We start from the raw sequence: 17,071 nt of genomic DNA on the forward strand, positions 1-17,071 counted from the left end.
GCTCCGGACCGCCCGCAGGAGATCCCCATGAAGAAGGTCCTCGGCGTCTACAGCGCCCCCAAGCCGCACTGGGTGGGTGACGGGTTCCCGGCCCGCTCGCTGTTTTCCTACAACAGTCACGGCCAGCACCTGAGCCCGTTCCTGCTGCTCGACTACGCCGGGCCGCACCAGTTCGCGCCGGCGGCGCAGCCGCGCGGCGTCGGCCAGCACCCGCATCGCGGCTTCGAGACCGTCACCATCGTCTACGAAGGCGAAGTCGAGCACCGCGACTCCACCGGCGCTGGCGGCAAGATCGGCCCGGGCGACGTGCAATGGATGACGGCGGCGTCGGGCATCCTCCACGAGGAATTCCACTCGCACGATTTCACCCGCAGCGGCGGCACGCTGGAGATGGTGCAGCTGTGGGTCAACCTGCCGGCCAAAGACAAGATGGCCGTGCCGGGTTACCAGACCCTGCTCGACGCCGAGATCCCGGTCGTCGACCTGCCCGGCGGCGCCGGCACGCTGCGCGTGATCGCCGGCGAATACGCAGGGCAGCGTGGGCCGGCGCGCACCTTCACCGCGATGGACGTGTGGGACCTGCGCCTGCGGCAGGGGCACAGCACCGACTTCGAATTGCCCGAAGGCCGCACGCTGGCGCTGGTCGTGCTGCGCGGCACGGTGCTGGTCAACGGCAGCCAGGTCGCGCGCGAGGCGCAGCTGGTGATGCTCGATCGCGCCGGCCGCGGCGTCGCCATCGAAGCCAACAGCGACGCCACGGTGCTGCTGCTCAGCGGCGAACCGATCGAGGAGCCGATCGTCGGCTACGGCCCGTTCGTGATGAACACGCAGGAGGAGATCGCCCAGGCGATCCAGGACTTCAACAGCGGCCAGTTCGGCCAGATGCACTGACCCGATCCGCGTCGCTGCCTGGTCCGCCCGAAACGCAGCGACGCGCGGCCATCAACCGCGCTTCCACCCACCCCACAGGAGCACATCCATGAGCACTCCCGCCAACTTCAGCGGCGCCAGGCCGATCATCCACCCCGACGACGCGGTCATGCTGCTGATCGACCACCAGAGCGGCCTGTTCCAGACCGTCGCAGACATGCCGATGACCACGCTGCGCGCGCACGCCACCGCGCTGGCCCAGATGGCGACCCTGGCCAAGCTGCCGGTCATCACCACCGCGTCGGTGCCTCAAGGCCCGAACGGCCCGCTGATCCCGGAAATCCATCAGGCCGCGCCGCATGCCCAGTACGTGGCTCGCCGCGGCGAAATCAACGCCTGGGACAACCCGGATTTCGTCGCTGCGGTCAAGGCCACCGGCCGCAAGCAGCTGATCGTCGCCGGCACCATCACCAGCGTGTGCATGGCGTTCCCGAGCATCGCCGCGGTCGCCGACGGCTACCAGGTGTTCGCCGTGATCGATGCTTCGGGCACCTACTCGAAGATGGCGCAGGAGATCACCCTGGCGCGCATCGTCCAGGCCGGCGTGGTGCCGGTGGACACCGCCGCGGTCGCCTCCGAGTTGCAGAAGACCTGGCACCGCGACGACGCTCAGCAATGGGCCGAGGTCTACACCCGCATTTTCCCGCCGTACCAGTTGCTGATCGAGAGCTATCTGAAAGCGCAGGACGTGGAAAAGAACCACGAAGCGCTCGACTCGGAGCGCGGGTGAGCAACCGCGACGCGCGGCCCCGATAGTGGGCTGCGCGTCGATCCGGAGCGACGACCACAACAGCGCGCGGCACGCAATCAACCACTACGGCCTCAGCGCCCGGCCTTCGTCCATGGCGACGACGCGTGCCGGTGGACTCAATCAACTCCGTGATTCGATCGCCTCGATGCACAGCAGCATCTGATCAAAAAGCATTCTTGGCCTGGCAAGGCGACCATCGCCTACGGCCCGACTGATCGAACCATCGGAACTCGACGTCTGCGCATGGCCCACTGTTACTATGCGCCCCCACGTGGGCCTATAGCTCAACGGTTAGAGCAGGGGACTCATAATCCCTTGGTTCCAGGTTCGAATCCTGGTGGGCCCACCACAAAGCCATCCTTCTGGTAGAACGCACTCACCAGCGGCGATGCCATGAACGTGGTCACCAGCGTCATCACGAACAGCATGGTGAAAAGTTCCGGGCCGATCACGCCGGCCTCGAATCCGATCTTGATGACGATGAGCTCCATGAGGCCGCGGGCATTCATCAGCGAGCCCACCGCCAGGCTGTCCCGCCAGCCATGGCCGCTCAAGCGGGCGCCGGCCGCGCATCCGACGATCTTGCCGGTGATGGCCACCAGGAGCACGATGATCAGGGCGCCGGCTCCGGCTCCCGCGAACGCATGCGCGGTCGTGTTCTGGCCAGCCAGTGCGAAGACCACCGGCATCAGGAAAACAACGGCGACCGGCTCGATCCGCTTCACCAGCGCATGCAGCAAACGCTCGTGGCGCGGGAGGCAGGCCCCGAAGAGGAACGCGCCGAACACCGCGTGCAGCTCGATCCATTCGGCCGCCGCCGCGCACGCCATGCAGCCGATGATCACCCACGCGAATGTGGAAGCCCGCATCTCATCGTCGCTGGCACGATCGCGCAGGAGGCGCGCGTACAGCGGCTTGAGCACCAGGAATACGACCGCGACCAGCCCGATGCCGCCCAGTACCGTGAAGAGCGCCTGGAAGGGAGTGTCGCCACGCGTCAGCGCCAGCACGAGCGCCAGGAAGATCCATACGCAGGCATCGTCGATGACGGCCGCGCCCAGCGCCAGGCGACCGGGCAGCGATCGCGTCAGGTTGCGGTCCTTGAGAATGCGCGCCAGCACCGGGAATGCGGTCACCGACATCGCCGCCGCGACGAACAGGGCGAACGGCCAGAAGCCCACGCCTTCGGGGGCATATCGGTCATAAAGAAAGGGGGAAATGGCCAAGCCGAGCAGCAGGGGCACCACGACGCCCAAGCCCCCGACGAAGACAGCCGAACGCACCTGTGCACGCGTGCCTTCCGGAGCCCGCAGTTCCAGGCCGACCAAAAACATGAACAAGGCGACGCCGACCGTGGCAAGACCCGACAGGGCGGGCAGGGATTGCTGCGCGAACACGACGGCATGCGCGTCGGGAAGCCATGCCCCGAAGACGATCGGGCCCAGCAGGAGGCCCGCGGCCATCTCGCCAATGACGGGCGGCTGGCCGATGCGTTTCAGAAGGAAACCGCAGAGTCGGCACGCGACGAGGATCAGCGTCAACTGCGCCAGCAACAGTGTGGGTGCGTTCAAGGCCTTCTTCCCCGGCAGCGGACGACGCCCCGGCGCGCCAATCCTACTTCAGGCGCTCGCGGGTCCAGCAAGATCGCAGGCGCCGAAGCAATGGCTTGGTGGCTCTGGTGATGCCGTGATCGGTCGTGGTCGTTTAGGCAACGAGAGCACGCAAAAACAACCCTCACGGTGAAGCGGGCGCCCGGCGATGGATGCCGGGCGCTGCGACTGGCGGGGGCGGGGGCAGCTGCCGGGCATGCGCGCGACCGCGGGGTTTCTGGCCGAGTGCTTTCACGGCACATGCTGAGCACTGCCGCGCGGATCGCGGCTACTGCCTGAAACGGTGCCCTGCGCGATCCGGGGCTCCTCCACGCAGGTACGGTTGCGGCCAGGCGTGCGCATTCGCCGCCGAACCGTTGCAGTGGCCTGCCCGGACGGGGGTAGCATCGCGTTACCTGCGCCCAGCCCAAGTCCATGGCCATCGCCGCCGCTCATCCGCTCGACCTGCCGCGCCAGCACCTGTTCTGGCTGCTCCACCTGGGCGGCTGGCTGGCCTATTTCGGCCTGGGTTATCTGTCGGCCATCGCCCACGGCAAGCCGTCGGGTTACTGGATCGTGCCGTTGACGGCGGCCACCACCGGCGCCGTCGTCACGCTGGGCCTGCGCTACCTGCTGCGGGCCTGCTGGGCGCTGCCGCCGCGGCGCCTGCTGGCGGTGATGGTGCTGCCGATCCTGGCCAGCTCGGCGCTGATGGACCTGACCACCCGCACCGTGCTGGTCGAGTTCTGCGAGACCTGCGTGCCGATGAACCGTGCCGCGTACGTGGCCTACGCGCTCACCTACATCTACGTGGTGCTGGCCTGGGTCGGCCTGTACCTGGGCATCAAGTACTACCGCCAGTTGCAGGACGAAACCCGGCGCGCCCTCGCCGCGCGCACCATGGCGCACCAGGCACAGCTGAAGATGCTGCGTTACCAGCTCAACCCACACTTCCTGTTCAACACCCTCAACGCCATCTCCACCCTGATCCTCGACCGCGACAACGCCACCGCCAATCGCATGGTGCAAAGCCTGTCGTCGTTCCTGCGGCACTCGCTCGACAACGACCCGATGCAGCGCGTCACCCTGCGCCAGGAGCTGGACGCGCTGACCTTGTACCTGGACATCGAGAAGATCCGCTTCGCCGAGCGCCTGCGCATCGAGACCGACATCGACGAGGACTGCTGGCGCGCGCTGCTGCCCAGCCTGCTGCTGCAGCCGCTGGTCGAGAACGCCATCAAGTACGCCGTGGCCAAGCAGGTCGCCGGCGGGTTGTTGCGCATCGAGGCGCGGCGCGAAGGTGAGCAACTGCGGCTGCGCGTGATCGACGACGGCCCCGGCTGCGACTGCCTCGAAGGCGACCAGATGCCCGCGGGCAAGGGCGTCGGCCTGCGCAATACGCGCGAACGGCTGAACGTGCTGTACGGCGACGCCGGCGGCTTCGCCGTGCACAACCGCGAACCGCGCGGCATCGAGGTGACGCTGCGGTTGCCGTTCGAGACCGCGCAGACGGTGGGGGCCTGAGCGTGGACCGCATGCCTGCCGCCAGCGACGGCGCAGCGCACCCGGGCGCGACACGCCTGCGCGCGCTCATCGTCGACGACGAGCCGTTGGCCCGGCGCGGCCTGGAAATCCGCCTGCGCGACCATCCCGATGTCGAAATCGTCGGCCAGTACGGCGATGGCGCCGCCGCGATCACGGGCCTGCGCAAACACCATCCGGATTTGATGTTCCTCGACGTGCAGATGCCGGGCATCGACGGTTTCGAGACGCTGCGCAGCATTCCCGCGGCCGAGCTGCCGCTGGTGGTGTTCGTCACCGCCTACGATCATTACGCGATCCGCGCGTTCGAGGCCTCGGCCACCGACTACCTGCTCAAGCCGGTCGACGAGTCGCGGCTGAGCCAGGCGCTCGATCGCGTACGGCGCAGCCACGTGCAGCGCGAGGCCAGCGGCCACTGCGCGCACCTGCTCGGCCTGCTCGGCGAGCTGAGCGGGCGGCCGCCGCTGGACCTCGACGCAGCGCTGCGGCCGGACGCGATCGAGCAACTGCGTCGCGAGGACAAGCTGGCCGTGCGCGACGGCGGCCACACGGTGCGCGTCGACCTGGCCGCGATCCGCTGGATCGATGCGGCCGGCGACTACATGTGCATCCACACCGACGGCGACACGCCGCAAGGCAAGACCCTGATCCTGCGCGCCACCATGGGCGAGCTGGAAAAACAGCTCGATCCGCAGCGTTTCCCGCGCATCCACCGCTCCACCATCGTCAACGCGCGGCGGGTGGTGGAACTGCGTCCGCACAGCAACGGCGAAAGCTTCCTGCGCCTGGACTGCGGCCAGGAGCTGAAACTCTCGCGCAGCCACCGCGACAAGCTGGCGCTGCTGCTGTAACCCCGCGCGCTGTAACCCGCGCCGGCACACGGCGCCTCGCCCGCCACGCCGCAAATATCGTGCCGAAACGCTTCGGCGCAGCTACCACACCGTTGGGCGCAAACCCTGCCCCAGCGTGACTTCCGGGGCATAACGTCGCCTGGCAGCGGGCGCATCGTCCACCGCACTTCCGTTGCGGACCCGCCGATGAAGCTCACCGATGCCTCGCTGCGCAATCCCGCCGCCGTGGCGGTGGCCGTGGCCATGGTCTGCGCGTTCGGCCTGATGAGCCTGCTCGACCTGCCGCTGCAGCTGTTCCCCGACATCGAGCGACCGCAGATGTCGATCCAGACCGGCTGGCGCGCGGCCTCGCCGCAGGAAATGGAGTCGGAGATCGTCGAGCCGATCGAGGCGGTGATGCAGGGCCTGCCCGCGCTCGAGGAGATCGCCTCCAACGTCAACGCCGGCAATGCCCAGATCAACCTGACCTTCGCCGTCGGCAGCGACATGGACGCGATGCTGGTGGAGGTGCTGTCGCGGATGAACCGCCTGCAGCCGCTGCCGCGCGATGCCACCCCGCCGGTGGTGCAGGCCGGCGCCGACAACGCCAACAACTCGCTGACCTTCTTCTTCGTGCAGAAGCTGCCGGACACGCGTGGCGACATCCTCGACTACCGGCAACTGATCGAGGACCGCATCGTGCCGCGCCTGTCGGCGGTGGACGGCGTCGCCGGCGTCGAGATCAACGGCGGCGCGCCGGAAGAGCTGACCATCACCCTCAACCTGGAACGCGCCGCTGCGCTGGGCATCCAGATCCCCGAGGTGGCGGCGGTGGCCGCGCGCGCCACCGACATCTCCGGCGGCGTGGTCGAGGCCGGACGCCGCGAGTACGTTCTGAGGTTCGCCGGGCGCTATTCCCCCGAAGCGCTCGGCAACCTCATCCTCGCCTGGCGCGACGGGCGGCCGGTGCGCCTAGCCGATGTCGCCACCGTCGAGGTCAAACGCCCCGAGCAACGCCAGTTCGCCTATCAGAACGGCAACCCCGCCATCGGCCTGCGCATCCTGCGCGAGAGCGGCGCCAATGTGCTCGACACCCTGGACGAGGTGAAGCGCGTTGTCGCCGACGTGCGCGAGAAAGAGCTCAAGCCGCGCGGGCTCGACATCGCGCAGAGCTTCGACGCGTCGGTGTTCATCAATCGCGCCATCGGCCTGTTGTCCGGCAGCCTCGGTGCCGGCGTACTGCTGGCGGTAGGTTGCCTGTGGTGGTTCCTGCGCGACGTGCGCGCGACGTTGCTGATCGCCTGCGCCATCCCGATTTCGCTGCTGGCCACCTTCATCGTCCTCAAGCTCGGCGGACGCAGCCTCAACGTCATCTCGCTGGCCGGGCTGGCCTTCGCCGTCGGCATGGTCATGGATGCCGCGGTGGTGGTCGCCGAGAACATCGTGCGCCTGCGCGAGACCGGCCTGCCGGCGCGGCAGGCGGCGCTGGAGGGCACCCGCCAGGTCGCCGGCGCACTGGTCGCCTCCACGGTCACCACGGTCGCGGTGTTCGTGCCGGTGATCTTCATGGACGACGTCGAGGGCCAGCTGTTCTCCGACCTGGCATTGACCATCTCGATCGCGGTGGGCATCTCGTTGCTGATCGCCGTGACCGTGCTGCCGGCGGCGGCAGGCAGCTGGTTGCGCGCCAATCCGCGTGACGCCCAGCAGCACCGCTATTGGGCGCGCGTGACGGAGTGGGCGCTGCGCACCACCGGCGACCGCAAGCGCCAATGGAGGTGGGTGGGCGCGGTGGTGGGCGGTCCGATCCTGCTGGCGGCGTTGCTGATGCCACAGATCGACTACCTGCCTCCGGTGAAGCGCGCGGCGGTGGACGCGGTGTTCAACTTCCCACCCGGCATGAGCCCGGAGCGCGTCAACAGCGAGATCGCGCCGACGTTACTTGCGCGCATGAAGCCGTACATGGACGGGCAGAAGGGACCGCAGCTGAGCAACTGGTACCTGTGGCTGTGGCCCGGCGGCGGCACTATCGGCGCGCGCGTGGCCGATCCGGCGCAGATCGGCGAACTCGAGCGCATCGTCCGCGACGAAGTCGTCACCGGTTTCCCGGACACCCGCGCCTTCGCCAGCGAAGGCGAGCTGTTCGGCGGCTTCGGCGGTTCGGCGCGCGCCATCGCCATCCACCTGCAGCACACCGACGGCGACGCGTTGGCGCGCGCGGCGGAGGCCGGCCGCAAGCGGTTGTCGGAGCGCTTCCCCGGCGCCAACGTGCAGGCCTGGCCCAATGCCGATGCCGGCGCGCCGGAGCTGCGCGTCCACCCCGACGACCGCCGCCTGGCCGAAGTCGGCTGGCGACGACCGGAACTGGGCACGGTGGTGCGCACGCTCGGCGACGGCCAATGGCTGGGCGAGCACTTCGACGGCGATCGCCGCCTGGCCATCATCCTGCGCAGCGACCGCGAGAACGACCTCGAGCGCCTCGGCGTCGCGCCGCTGGCGACCCCGCAAGGCGGCGTGTTGAGCCTGGGCGAGTTGGCGCAGGTGGACACGGTGCTCGCACCGAATCAATTGCGCCGCATCGACCGCCGCCGCACCGTCACCCTGACCGTCGACCCGCCGCCGGCGATGTCGCTGGAGGCGGCGCTGCGCATCGTCGACGACGACGTGGTGCCGGCACTGCGCGAGGTCCTGCCCGCCGACGCCGACGTCCGCGTGTCCGGCAGCGCCGACCGCCTCGACGAGGTCGTGCGCAGCATGGGCCTGAACTTCGTCATGGCGCTGGTGGTGCTGTTCATGTTGATGGCGGCGATGTTCCGCTCACTGCGCGACAGCGCCTTCGTGATGGCGACGCTGCCGATGGCGGTGCTCGGCGGCGTGCTCGGCCTGCGCGCGCTCGACCTGGCCGCCGGGCAGACCCTCGACCTGCTGTCGATGATCGGTTTCATCATGCTGCTGGGGATGGTGATCAACAACGCGATCCTGCTGGTGGCGCAGACGCGCGAGGCGCAGGCCGCCGGTGCCGGCCTCGACGACGCCCTGCGCCAGGCCCTGGACCAGCGCCTGCGACCGATCCTGATCGCCGCCCTGACCGGCGTGCTCGGCGCACTGCCGATGGCCATCAACCCCGGGCCGGGCGCGGTGATCTACCGCGGCCTGGCGGCGGTGTCGGTCGGCGGCGTGGCGCTGAGCCTGCTGTTCACCGTGGTGCTGGTGCCGGCGCTGCTGCGCCTGGCCGAATCGCGCCGCGATGCCGCGACGGCGGCCGATCCGCTCGCCACTGCGCCCCTGCCCCAGGCTTCGTCCTGATCGTTTTCTCTCCCCCGGAGGTTGCCATGCGCACCTTGCACCAGTGCCTCATCGCCGCAACCGTTGCGGCTGTCGTGGTGGTTCCACTGATCGACCTGGACGCCGATGCCAGCGCCCCCGCCCAGCCGCCGGCGCCGCCCGCCGTGGTCAGCGTGGCCGCGGCGATCAGCACCGAACTGGCGCCACGCCACTGGGCGCCCGGCAGCGTGATCAGCCGCCAGGACGCGCGCGTGGCCAGCGAACAGGACGGACGCGTGATCGAGGTCGTGGAGGTCGGCCAGCAGGTCCGCGCCGGCCAGCCCCTGGCAGTGCTCGACGACACCGCACTGCGCCTGCGCGAACGCGAAAGCCAGGCCGACCTGGGCCGCATCCAGGCCCAGCTCGACATGGCCACGCGGCAGGAGCAGCGCTACGCGCAGCTCGCCGCGCAGCAGAACATCGCCCGCGCCCAGTACGAGCAGTTGCGCGCCGACCGCGACACGCTGGTGCAGGACCGCGCCCGCGCCCAGGCCCTGCTCGCGCAGACGCGCCACCAGCGCACGCAGATGGTGGTGCGCGCGCCGTTCGCGGGCGTGGTCGCCGAGCGCCAGGTGCAGCTGGGCGAGTACCTCACCACCGGCGCCGCGGTGGCGCGGCTGGTCGACACCGCCGCGCAGGAAGTGCGGGCGCGGGCCCCGGTGGACCTGGGCCCGCACCTGGCCGTGGGCACGCCGGTGCTGGTGCGCGTGGGCCAGACCGAGCGCCCGCACCCGGTCAGCGCGCTGGTGCCGGTCGGCGACGAGGCCTCGCGCCAGCTGGAGCTGCGCATCGCCCTGGCCACCAGCGAGCTGCCGGTGGGCAGCGCGGTGGACGTCGGCCTGCCCAGCGCGACGACGCGCGCGGTGGTGGCGGTGCCGCGCGATGCGGTGGTCCTGCGCCGCGAGGGTTCCTTCGTGCTGCGCGTCGGCGGCGATGGCCGGGCCGAGCGGCTGGCAGTCACCACCGGCACCGCGGTCGGCGAACTGGTCGAGGTCGCCGGCCCGGTGGCCGCGGGCGACCGCCTGATCGTGCGCGGCGGCGAACGCGTCGAGCCCGGCCAGGCCGTCACCGTCCAGACCCTGTCGCGCGCGGTGTCCGCGCGTTAGGGCCGCGACCCCGCCCATAACGAAACAGGCCCCTTGCGGGGCCTGTTGGTGACGACGGCTTGCCAGCGGTCAGTCGATGTCGAGGAAGCTGCGCAGCTGCTCGGAGCGGCTGGGATGGCGCAGCTTGCGCAACGCCTTGGCTTCGATCTGGCGGATGCGCTCGCGGGTGACGTCGAACTGCTTGCCGACTTCCTCGAGGGTGTGGTCGGTGTTCATGTCGATGCCGAAGCGCATGCGCAGCACCTTGGCCTCGCGCGGGGTCAGGCCGGCGAGCACGTCGCGCACGGTCTCGGTGAGGTTGATGTTGACCGTGGCCTCGACCGGCGACTCGACGTTGGTGTCCTCGATGAAATCGCCCAGGTGCGAATCCTCGTCGTCACCGATCGGCGTCTCCATCGAGATCGGTTCCTTGGCGATCTTCATGACCTTGCGGATCTTGTCCTCGGGCATGTCCATTTCTTTCGCCAACTCTTCCGGCGTCGCCTCGCGGCCGTACTGCTGCAGCATCTGCCGGCTGATGCGGTTGAGCTTGTTGATCGTCTCGATCATGTGCACCGGGATGCGGATGGTGCGCGCCTGGTCGGCGATCGAGCGGGTGATCGCCTGGCGGATCCACCAGGTGGCGTAGGTCGAGAACTTGAAGCCGCGGCGGAACTCGAACTTGTCGACCGCCTTCATCAGGCCGATGTTGCCTTCCTGGATCAGGTCGAGGAACTGCAGGCCGCGGTTGGTGTACTTCTTGGCGATCGAGATCACCAGGCGCAGGTTGGCCTCGACCATTTCCTTCTTGGCCTTGCGCGCCTTGGCTTCGCCGTAGGCCATCGCGCGGCTGATGTCCTTGATGTCGGCCAGGGTCAGCAAAGAGGCCTGCTCGACCGCGATCGTGGCCTCCTGCTCGGAGATGACCTGGTCCTTGACGTCACGCAGGCCCGACGACCACTTCTGCTTGCGCTTGAGCAGCTCGTCGACCCATTCCAGGTTGGTCTGGTTGCCTTCCCAGGCGCGGATGAAGTCCTTGCGCGGCATCTTGGCGACGCGCGTGGACAGGTCGAGGATGCGGCGCTCGTGGTCCTTGATCTTGCCGACCACTTCACGCAGGTTTTTCACCAGCACGTCGGTCAGCGGCAGCGGTAGCTTGAGCGTGACGAACACCGCGGCGATGTCCTCGCGCAGCTTGATCACGCTCTTGTGGCCGGGGCCGTGCTTGGCGTAGGCCTTGAGGAACTTGGCGTAGTCGCCGGAGATGGCCTCCATGCGCGCGGCGACCTCGACCGGATCGGGACCGGACGCGACCTCCTCGGCTTCCTCGTCGGCCGCCGTCTCGTCCTCGTCCTCGTCCTCGTCGCCGTCAGCGACCTCGGCCACGACAACCGGCGCCGGCGGCTCCGGGGTCTCGTCGAGGTGGTCGTTGAAGCCCACGATAATCTCGGCCAGGCGCTTCTTGCCGGCCTTGTGCTGCTCGTAATCGTCGATGATCAGCTGGATCGTCGCCGGGAACAGCGCCAGCGAGGCCTGGACCTGGTTCAGGCCCTCCTCGATGCGCTTGGCGATGGCGATCTCGCCCTCTCGGGTGAGCAGCTCGACCGTGCCCATCTCGCGCATGTACATGCGCACCGGGTCGGTGGTGCGGCCGCCTTCACCGTCGAGCGCGGTCAGCGCCGCGGCGGCTTCTTCGGCCGCGGTGTCGTCGACTTCGCGGCCGCTGGCGGCTTCGCCGGCGAGCAGCAGCGTCTCGGCATCCGGCGCAACCTCGTGCACCTCGATGCCCATGCCGTTGATCATGCCGATGATGTCTTCGATCTGTTCTGCATCGACCATGTCGTCGGGCAGGTGATCGTTGACCTCGGCATAGGTCAGGTAGCCCTGTTCCAGGCCCTTGCTGATCAGTTGCTTGATGTCGGACTGGGGGGCCGGACGTTCGTTGGCCATGGACTGGACACCGGAGGTTGAGGCTGGGGAACCGAGCATTATACCCGGCGAGGCCAGCCTTGGCTGAAAGGAAGAGTTCGGGGTCAGGCCCGCAACAGGAAAGTCACCGGACCGTCGTTGACCAGACTGATCACCATATGGGCACCGAACCGCCCGGTTTCCACCCCCCCAGCATGGTTTTGTCGGCAGATTGCCACCAGACGACTGAACAACGGTTCAGCCCGTTCCGGTGCGGCCGCGGTGCTGAAGCCCGGCCGCATCCCGCTGCGGGTGTCGGCCGCCAAGGTGAACTGGCTGACCAGCAACAAACCGCCGCCGGTGTCGGCCAGTCCGCGGTTCATGCGCCCGGCCTCATCGGCAAACACACGGTAACCGAGCAGGCGTTCGGCCATGCGCTGCACCTGCGCCTCGCCGTCGTCGGGCTCGACCCCGACCAGCGCCAGCAGCCCCGGTCCGATCGCACCGACGGTGGCGCCGTCGACGCGCACGCTGGCTTCGGTCACGCGCTGGATCAGGGCCAGCATGTCGGCTCTCGCATGGGGCGTCCGCACAGGAGTGGAAGCACGATGCTGTCGGTGCCGGCCGGAGCGGTCAACCGGCACGGTTAGACTCGTCGCATGAGCCGACTTGCTGCACGCTTGCTGTACGCCTTCGCCGCCCTGCTCGGTCGCCTGCCGTGGCCGTGGCTATTGCGCCTGGGCGACGGCCTGGCGGCGTGGTGGCGCTGGCGCGACGTGCGCGAGAGTCGGGTCGCGCGCATCAACCTGGAACTGGCCTATCCGGAGCTGCTGCCGCCCCAGCGCGCGCAACTGCACGACGCGATCCTGCGCACCACCGCCCGCCAGGTGCTGGAGACGCTGCGGCTGTGGACCCGCCCGCACAGCGAGAACCTGCGCCTGCTGCGCGAGCAGCACGGCACCGACCTGATGGACCAGGCGATCGCCGCCGGCCGCGGCGTGATCATCGCCGCGCCGCACCACGGCAACTGGGAGCTGCTCAACCAGTGGCTGGCCTGGCGCACGCCGCTGGCGATCCTGTACCGGCCACCGGAGTCGGCGGTGGTCGAGGCCTTCCTCCACCTGGTCCGCGCCGACACCGACGCGTCCCGCGTCACCCAGGTGCGCGCCGAAGGCCCGGCGATCCGCCAGCTGTTCAAGATCCTCAACGGCGGTGGCGTGACCGGCATCCTGCCCGACCAGCAACCCAAGGCCGGCGACGGCGAGTTCGCCCCGTTCTTCGGCGTGCCGGCGCTGACCATGACCCTGCTCGGGCGGCTGGCCGCGCGCACCGGCGCGACCGTGCTGTTCGCCTGGTGCGAACGCATCGACACCCACGCCGACCGGCCCGGCTTCGCCCTGCACATCGAAGCGGCGCCGGCGGCGGTCGCCGACCCCGATCCGGCGGTGGCGGTGGCGGCGCTCAACGCCGCGGTCGAGCGCATCGCGCGCCGCGACCCGGCGCAATACCAGTGGACCTACAAACGCTATACGCTGCGGCCACCGGGTTCCGGGGAAGAGAATCCGTACTGGAATCGCTGATCAACAGCCGCTGATCAACAACCGCTGATCAACCACATTGATCGACGCTGGGGGAGGCATCGATGCGCCATTGGTTGTTGCTGTTCGCTTTGTTCACCGCACCGGCCGTGGCCGGTGACGACCTCGACGCGATGAACGCCGCGAGCCAGGCCTGGGACCGCTACGCGCAACTGGGCAGCCGCGACGACCCGGCCGCGGCCGACCTGCTCGCCGGCTCGACCCTGCGCCATTACGGCTTCCTGCGTGACGCCGCGCTGGTCGCCTCGGCCGAACAGGTGCGGCGCCTGCCGCTCAGCGACCGCGTGTTCGTCTACGTGCTGCGTGCCAAGCTCGACGGCGATCGCCTGGCCGCGCTCGATGACCGCGACATCGCCCGCCTATGCGTGCGCGAGGGCTGGTGCGGCGTCGCCTCGCCCGCCCCGGGCGAGGCCGTGTCGCAGCTGAGCCACGTCACCCTGATCGCCAGCGACCGCGCGGTCGGCGAGCTGGGGCCGCCGACCGGCACCCAGTTTCAGTTTGGCCCCGAGCTTGCACGTGAGGCCGGCGCCTGGAAGGTGATGGCGGAAACGCTGGCGCTCGACGAATCGACCGGCATCCAGCACGAGATCACGCGCTCGGGGATGTCCGAGACGCAGATGCTGCAGTTCATCGTCGCCCGCCTGGCCGGTGGCGAAGGCGACGCGCCGCCGCTGGCGGTGCTCGACCGCCCACTGCGCGATGACGCTACCGCGCGCACCCGCCTCAACGAGACCTGGCCGCGCTACGAGGACGGCTACCGCGCCCGCGTCACCGCGCTGGAGAAGAAGGCCGCCGACGGCGACAGCCTGGCGCAGTTCGCGCTGGGCTCGCTGCTGTACTCCGGTGCCCTGCCCGCGATCGCGCCCAAGGACAGCGTCCGCGCCCTGCAACTGCTGGAACAGGCCAGCGACGCCGGCAATGCCCAGGCCGCCGCCGCGGTGATCCAGGCACTCACCCAGGACTACACCCCGGCCAAGGGCAAGCCGGTGCCTGCCGACACGGTCGCCAAGCTGGCCCGGCACACGCGCCGCGCCGCCGAGGGCGGGGTCGGCCCGGCCATGGCCCACCTCGGCGGCCTGATCTTCAACGGCGCCGGCGGCAACGGCCGCGATTGCCAGCAGGCCGAGGAATGGAGCGCACGCGCCGAGGACGCCGGCGTCACCGGCGCGCGCAACGACCGGGTCTGGTTCCTGGCGACCTGCCCGATCGCCGCGCAGCGCGACCCGAAGCGGGCGATGGCGCTGGCCGGGCACATGATCGCCCAGGCCGACACGCTGTCCTACGCCGAACTCGACACGGTCGCCGCCGCGCTCGCCGCCAACGGCCGCTTCGACGAGGCCGTGCACTACCAGCAACGCGCGATCGCGGGCCTGCCGCAGGAAGCCACCGACACCCGGCGGCGGATGCGCCAGCGCCTGGCTGTCTACCAGCGACGCCACGACTGGGTGCAGGACTACAACGCCTACGAGCAGCCGGTGCTATGAGCGACCCCGACCGCATCCCGACGGCACCGACGCACGCCGCGCCACCCGACTCCGCCGACTGGCAACCGCTGCCGTTGCGCGCACGCGCGCTGTGCGTGCTCGGTGCGTTGCCTCTGGCGGTCCCGGCCGCGGTTGCCGGCTTCGTGCTGGGCACGGCGTTCGACCGGCACCTGCCGCTGCTGTCGTCGACCGGCGGCGCGGTACTCGGTGCCACGCTCGGTCTTGGTTTCGGCGCCTGGCTCGGCCTCAAGCACTACCGCCACACCTTCTGGCACCTCGACGACGACGGCCTGGCGATCCGCCGCGGCAAGCTGTGGCAGCGCGAGACACGGGTGCCGGCCACGCGCGTGCAGCACCTCGACCTCAAGCGCGGCCCGCTGCAGCGCCGTCGCCGGCTGGCGACGCTGGTGGTGCACACCGCCGGCACCCGCCACAGCGCGGTGACGCTGGCGCATCTCGATGTCGACGACGCCGAGCGCCTGCGCGATCACCTCGGCCGCCAGAACGATGACGTCGACGCCTGACCCCGCACCGGGCGCATCCGCGGCGCCGGTCACCGCCGAACGCCGCCTGCATCCGATGTCGTGGCTGTTCGTGCTGCTGCAGCAGCTCAAGCAGTTCATCGTGCCGCTGCTGGCGCTGCTGTTCTTCGGTCGTGGCGACCGTAACGAGCTGTGGCCGTTGATCGGCGTCGGCGTGCTGGTGGTGGTGTCGCTGTGGCAATACGCCACCTACCGCTACGGCGTGGCCGGCGACCGCCTGGTGGTGCGCAGCGGCCTGCTTGAACGCAGCCTGCGGGTGATCCCGTTCGCGCGCATCCACAACGTCGCCCTGCAGCAGTCGCTGCTGCACCGGCTGTTCGGCGTCGCCGAGGTGCGGCTGGAGTCGGCCGGCGGCAAGAAGCCGGAAGCGCAGATGCGCGTGCTCAAGCTGTCCGACGCGCTGGCGCTGGAGGCGCTGGTGCGCCGGCGCGGTGCGGTCACCGATGCCGAGGCTGCACCGGAGCCGGCCGCCGAACCGCCGCTGCTGGTACTGCCGCCGGGCGAAGTGCTGCGGCTGGGGCTGGTGTCCAACCGCGGCCTGATCGTGGTCGGTGCGGCTTTTGCCGGCGCCTCGCAGTTCAGTCCGCGGCTGATCCCGAACGCGTTCGAGTCGCTGGGCGGCGAGCTGTTCGGCTACGCCGGCGCGCACGGCTTCGGCCCGGCCGAGTACGCGCTCGCGGCGGCCAGCCTGTTCGCCGGGTTCGTGCTGCTGTTGCGGTTGTTCTCGATGCTGTTGGCGCTGCTGCAGTACTACGGCTTCCGGCTGAGCGAGCACGAGCGCCGCCTGACCGTCGAGCGCGGCCTGCTCGCGCGCTGGCGCACCAGCGCCTCGCGCCGGCGCATCCAGGCCTGGACCCTGCGCGAAGGCCTGATGCACCGCCTGCTGCGGCGGCGCAGCCTGGAGGTCGACACCGCGGTCGCCGACGACAACCCCGAGCAGTCGCGCGCGCTGCGCGAACTGGCGCCGATTGCCCCAGCCGCAACCTGCGACGCGCTGATCGAACACCTGCTGCCGAAAGCGCAGTGGTCGCAGCTGGAGTGGCGGCCGCTGCCGGCGGCGAGCTGGTGGCGGCTGTTCCTGCCGGGGCTACCGTGGACGCTGCTCATCACCGTCGCACTGACCTGGCGCTTCGGCGGCTGGGGGCTGCTGGCGCTGGGGTGGCTGCCGTGGGCGGCGTTCAAGGCGCGCCGGCGTGCCCAGCGCAGCGCCTACGCGATGGGCGCCGAACTGGTGGCGGCGCGCGAAGGCTGGTGGAGTCGCACCTGGCGCTTTGCCGAACTCGACAAGCTGCAGGCGCTGCAGCTGACCCGCTCGCCGGTCGACCGCCGCTGCGGCACGGCGACACTGTGGCTGGACACCGCCGGCGCCGGCGCGATGGCGCCGCCGCTGCGGATCCGCTTCCTGCCCGAAGCCGAGGCGCGTGCGTTGTACGCGGCCCTTTCACGCACGCTGGCGAAGCGCCCTTTGCGTTGGTAGCCGCCGCTTCG

At 69.9% G+C, this 17,071-nt stretch carries 13 protein-coding genes and 1 tRNA gene; 11 read left to right on the top strand and 3 right to left on the bottom strand.

All coding sequences use genetic code 11. From position 1 onward, the window contains the following. Positions 1 to 27: 27 nt before the first annotated feature. The 3 genes from ACFOLC_RS06170 (at position 28) to ACFOLC_RS06180 (ending at position 2,030) form a co-directional block, all read left to right on the top strand. Positions 28 to 891: a pirin family protein gene (locus ACFOLC_RS06170; RefSeq protein WP_386758347.1), complete on the top strand. Its 864-nt coding sequence runs from the start codon at positions 28 to 30 to the stop codon at positions 889 to 891. Between the two features lie 88 nt (positions 892 to 979). After that, positions 980 to 1,660: a hydrolase gene (locus ACFOLC_RS06175; RefSeq protein ID WP_386758348.1), complete on the top strand. Its 681-nt coding sequence runs from the start codon at positions 980 to 982 to the stop codon at positions 1,658 to 1,660. Positions 1,661 to 1,954: 294 nt separating this feature from the next. Continuing rightward, a tRNA-Ile gene (locus tag ACFOLC_RS06180) sits at positions 1,955 to 2,030 on the top strand. On the opposite strand, the gene ACFOLC_RS06185 is transcribed toward ACFOLC_RS06180, so the two are convergent. Next, positions 1,987 to 3,252, bottom strand: a complete 1,266-nt coding sequence (locus tag ACFOLC_RS06185) for a cation:proton antiporter (protein ID WP_386758556.1) — start codon at positions 3,250 to 3,252, stop codon at positions 1,987 to 1,989. The two genes, ACFOLC_RS06180 and ACFOLC_RS06185, sit on opposite strands and share 44 nt — an antisense overlap. Before the next feature lie 453 nt (positions 3,253 to 3,705). Between ACFOLC_RS06185 and ACFOLC_RS06190 the strand changes: the two genes are divergently transcribed. The 4 genes from ACFOLC_RS06190 (at position 3,706) to ACFOLC_RS06205 (ending at position 10,072) form a co-directional block, all read left to right on the top strand. Beyond that, positions 3,706 to 4,794, top strand: a complete 1,089-nt coding sequence (locus ACFOLC_RS06190; RefSeq protein ID WP_386758349.1) for a sensor histidine kinase — start codon at positions 3,706 to 3,708, stop codon at positions 4,792 to 4,794. Positions 4,795 to 4,805: 11 nt separating this feature from the next. Beyond that, entirely contained in the window at positions 4,806 to 5,663 is an 858-nt protein-coding gene (locus ACFOLC_RS06195; RefSeq protein WP_386758350.1) for a LytR/AlgR family response regulator transcription factor, read from the top strand. Positions 5,664 to 5,849: 186 nt separating this feature from the next. Then, positions 5,850 to 8,948: an efflux RND transporter permease subunit gene (locus tag ACFOLC_RS06200; protein ID WP_386758351.1), complete on the top strand. Its 3,099-nt coding sequence runs from the start codon at positions 5,850 to 5,852 to the stop codon at positions 8,946 to 8,948. A gap of 26 nt (positions 8,949 to 8,974) precedes the next feature. Next, positions 8,975 to 10,072, top strand: a complete 1,098-nt coding sequence (locus ACFOLC_RS06205; protein WP_386758352.1) for an efflux RND transporter periplasmic adaptor subunit — start codon at positions 8,975 to 8,977, stop codon at positions 10,070 to 10,072. Between the two features lie 69 nt (positions 10,073 to 10,141). Here ACFOLC_RS06205 and rpoD read toward each other — a convergent pair whose 3' ends face one another. Together rpoD and dtd are read right to left on the bottom strand one after the other, a co-directional pair. Continuing rightward, a complete protein-coding gene (gene rpoD, locus ACFOLC_RS06210; RefSeq protein WP_386758353.1) occupies positions 10,142 to 12,001 on the bottom strand; it encodes an RNA polymerase sigma factor RpoD in 1,860 nt (619 codons plus the stop codon). Positions 12,002 to 12,084: 83 nt separating this feature from the next. Then, complete coding sequence (dtd, locus tag ACFOLC_RS06215) at positions 12,085 to 12,525, bottom strand: D-aminoacyl-tRNA deacylase (protein WP_386758354.1); 441 nt, start codon at positions 12,523 to 12,525, stop codon at positions 12,085 to 12,087. Positions 12,526 to 12,618: 93 nt separating this feature from the next. Here dtd and ACFOLC_RS06220 point away from each other — a divergent pair, with 93 nt between their 5' ends. The 4 genes from ACFOLC_RS06220 to ACFOLC_RS06235 all read left to right on the top strand — a co-directional run bounded on the left by ACFOLC_RS06220 (position 12,619) and on the right by ACFOLC_RS06235 (position 17,060). Continuing rightward, positions 12,619 to 13,539: a lauroyl acyltransferase gene (locus ACFOLC_RS06220; RefSeq protein WP_386758355.1), complete on the top strand. Its 921-nt coding sequence runs from the start codon at positions 12,619 to 12,621 to the stop codon at positions 13,537 to 13,539. A gap of 62 nt (positions 13,540 to 13,601) precedes the next feature. Further along, positions 13,602 to 15,041 carry a hypothetical protein gene (locus ACFOLC_RS06225; RefSeq protein WP_386758356.1) on the top strand — a complete coding sequence of 480 codons (1,440 nt, stop codon included), beginning with the start codon at positions 13,602 to 13,604 and terminating at the stop codon, positions 15,039 to 15,041. Next, complete coding sequence (locus tag ACFOLC_RS06230) at positions 15,038 to 15,565, top strand: PH domain-containing protein (RefSeq protein ID WP_386758357.1); 528 nt, start codon at positions 15,038 to 15,040, stop codon at positions 15,563 to 15,565. Before ACFOLC_RS06225 ends, ACFOLC_RS06230 begins: the two co-directional genes overlap by 4 nt. Beyond that, a complete protein-coding gene (locus tag ACFOLC_RS06235) occupies positions 15,549 to 17,060 on the top strand; it encodes a PH domain-containing protein (RefSeq protein WP_386758358.1) in 1,512 nt (503 codons plus the stop codon). Before ACFOLC_RS06230 ends, ACFOLC_RS06235 begins: the two co-directional genes overlap by 17 nt. The last annotated feature ends 11 nt before the right edge of the window (positions 17,061 to 17,071 follow it).

This window comes from Lysobacter cavernae, from assembly GCF_042648505.1.
In the GTDB taxonomy this organism is placed as follows: Bacteria; Pseudomonadota; Gammaproteobacteria; order Xanthomonadales; family Xanthomonadaceae; genus Lysobacter_L; species Lysobacter_L cavernae.

Excerpts from the sequence above, each read along its gene's own strand:
- ACFOLC_RS06170 (WP_386758347.1), top strand. The coding sequence starts at position 28 with ATGAAGAAGGTCCTCGGCGTCTACAGCGCCCCCAAGCCGCACTGGGTG.
- ACFOLC_RS06175 (WP_386758348.1), top strand. The coding sequence starts at position 980 with ATGAGCACTCCCGCCAACTTCAGCGGCGCCAGGCCGATCATCCACCCC.
- ACFOLC_RS06190 (WP_386758349.1), top strand. The coding sequence starts at position 3,706 with ATGGCCATCGCCGCCGCTCATCCGCTCGACCTGCCGCGCCAGCACCTG.
- ACFOLC_RS06195 (WP_386758350.1), top strand. The coding sequence starts at position 4,806 with ATGCCTGCCGCCAGCGACGGCGCAGCGCACCCGGGCGCGACACGCCTG.
- ACFOLC_RS06200 (WP_386758351.1), top strand. The coding sequence starts at position 5,850 with ATGAAGCTCACCGATGCCTCGCTGCGCAATCCCGCCGCCGTGGCGGTG.
- ACFOLC_RS06205 (WP_386758352.1), top strand. The coding sequence starts at position 8,975 with ATGCGCACCTTGCACCAGTGCCTCATCGCCGCAACCGTTGCGGCTGTC.
- rpoD (WP_386758353.1), bottom strand. The coding sequence starts at position 12,001 with ATGGCCAACGAACGTCCGGCCCCCCAGTCCGACATCAAGCAACTGATC.
- dtd (WP_386758354.1), bottom strand. The coding sequence starts at position 12,525 with ATGCTGGCCCTGATCCAGCGCGTGACCGAAGCCAGCGTGCGCGTCGAC.
- ACFOLC_RS06220 (WP_386758355.1), top strand. The coding sequence starts at position 12,619 with ATGAGCCGACTTGCTGCACGCTTGCTGTACGCCTTCGCCGCCCTGCTC.
- ACFOLC_RS06225 (WP_386758356.1), top strand. The coding sequence starts at position 13,602 with ATGCGCCATTGGTTGTTGCTGTTCGCTTTGTTCACCGCACCGGCCGTG.
- ACFOLC_RS06230 (WP_386758357.1), top strand. The coding sequence starts at position 15,038 with ATGAGCGACCCCGACCGCATCCCGACGGCACCGACGCACGCCGCGCCA.
- ACFOLC_RS06235 (WP_386758358.1), top strand. The coding sequence starts at position 15,549 with ATGACGTCGACGCCTGACCCCGCACCGGGCGCATCCGCGGCGCCGGTC.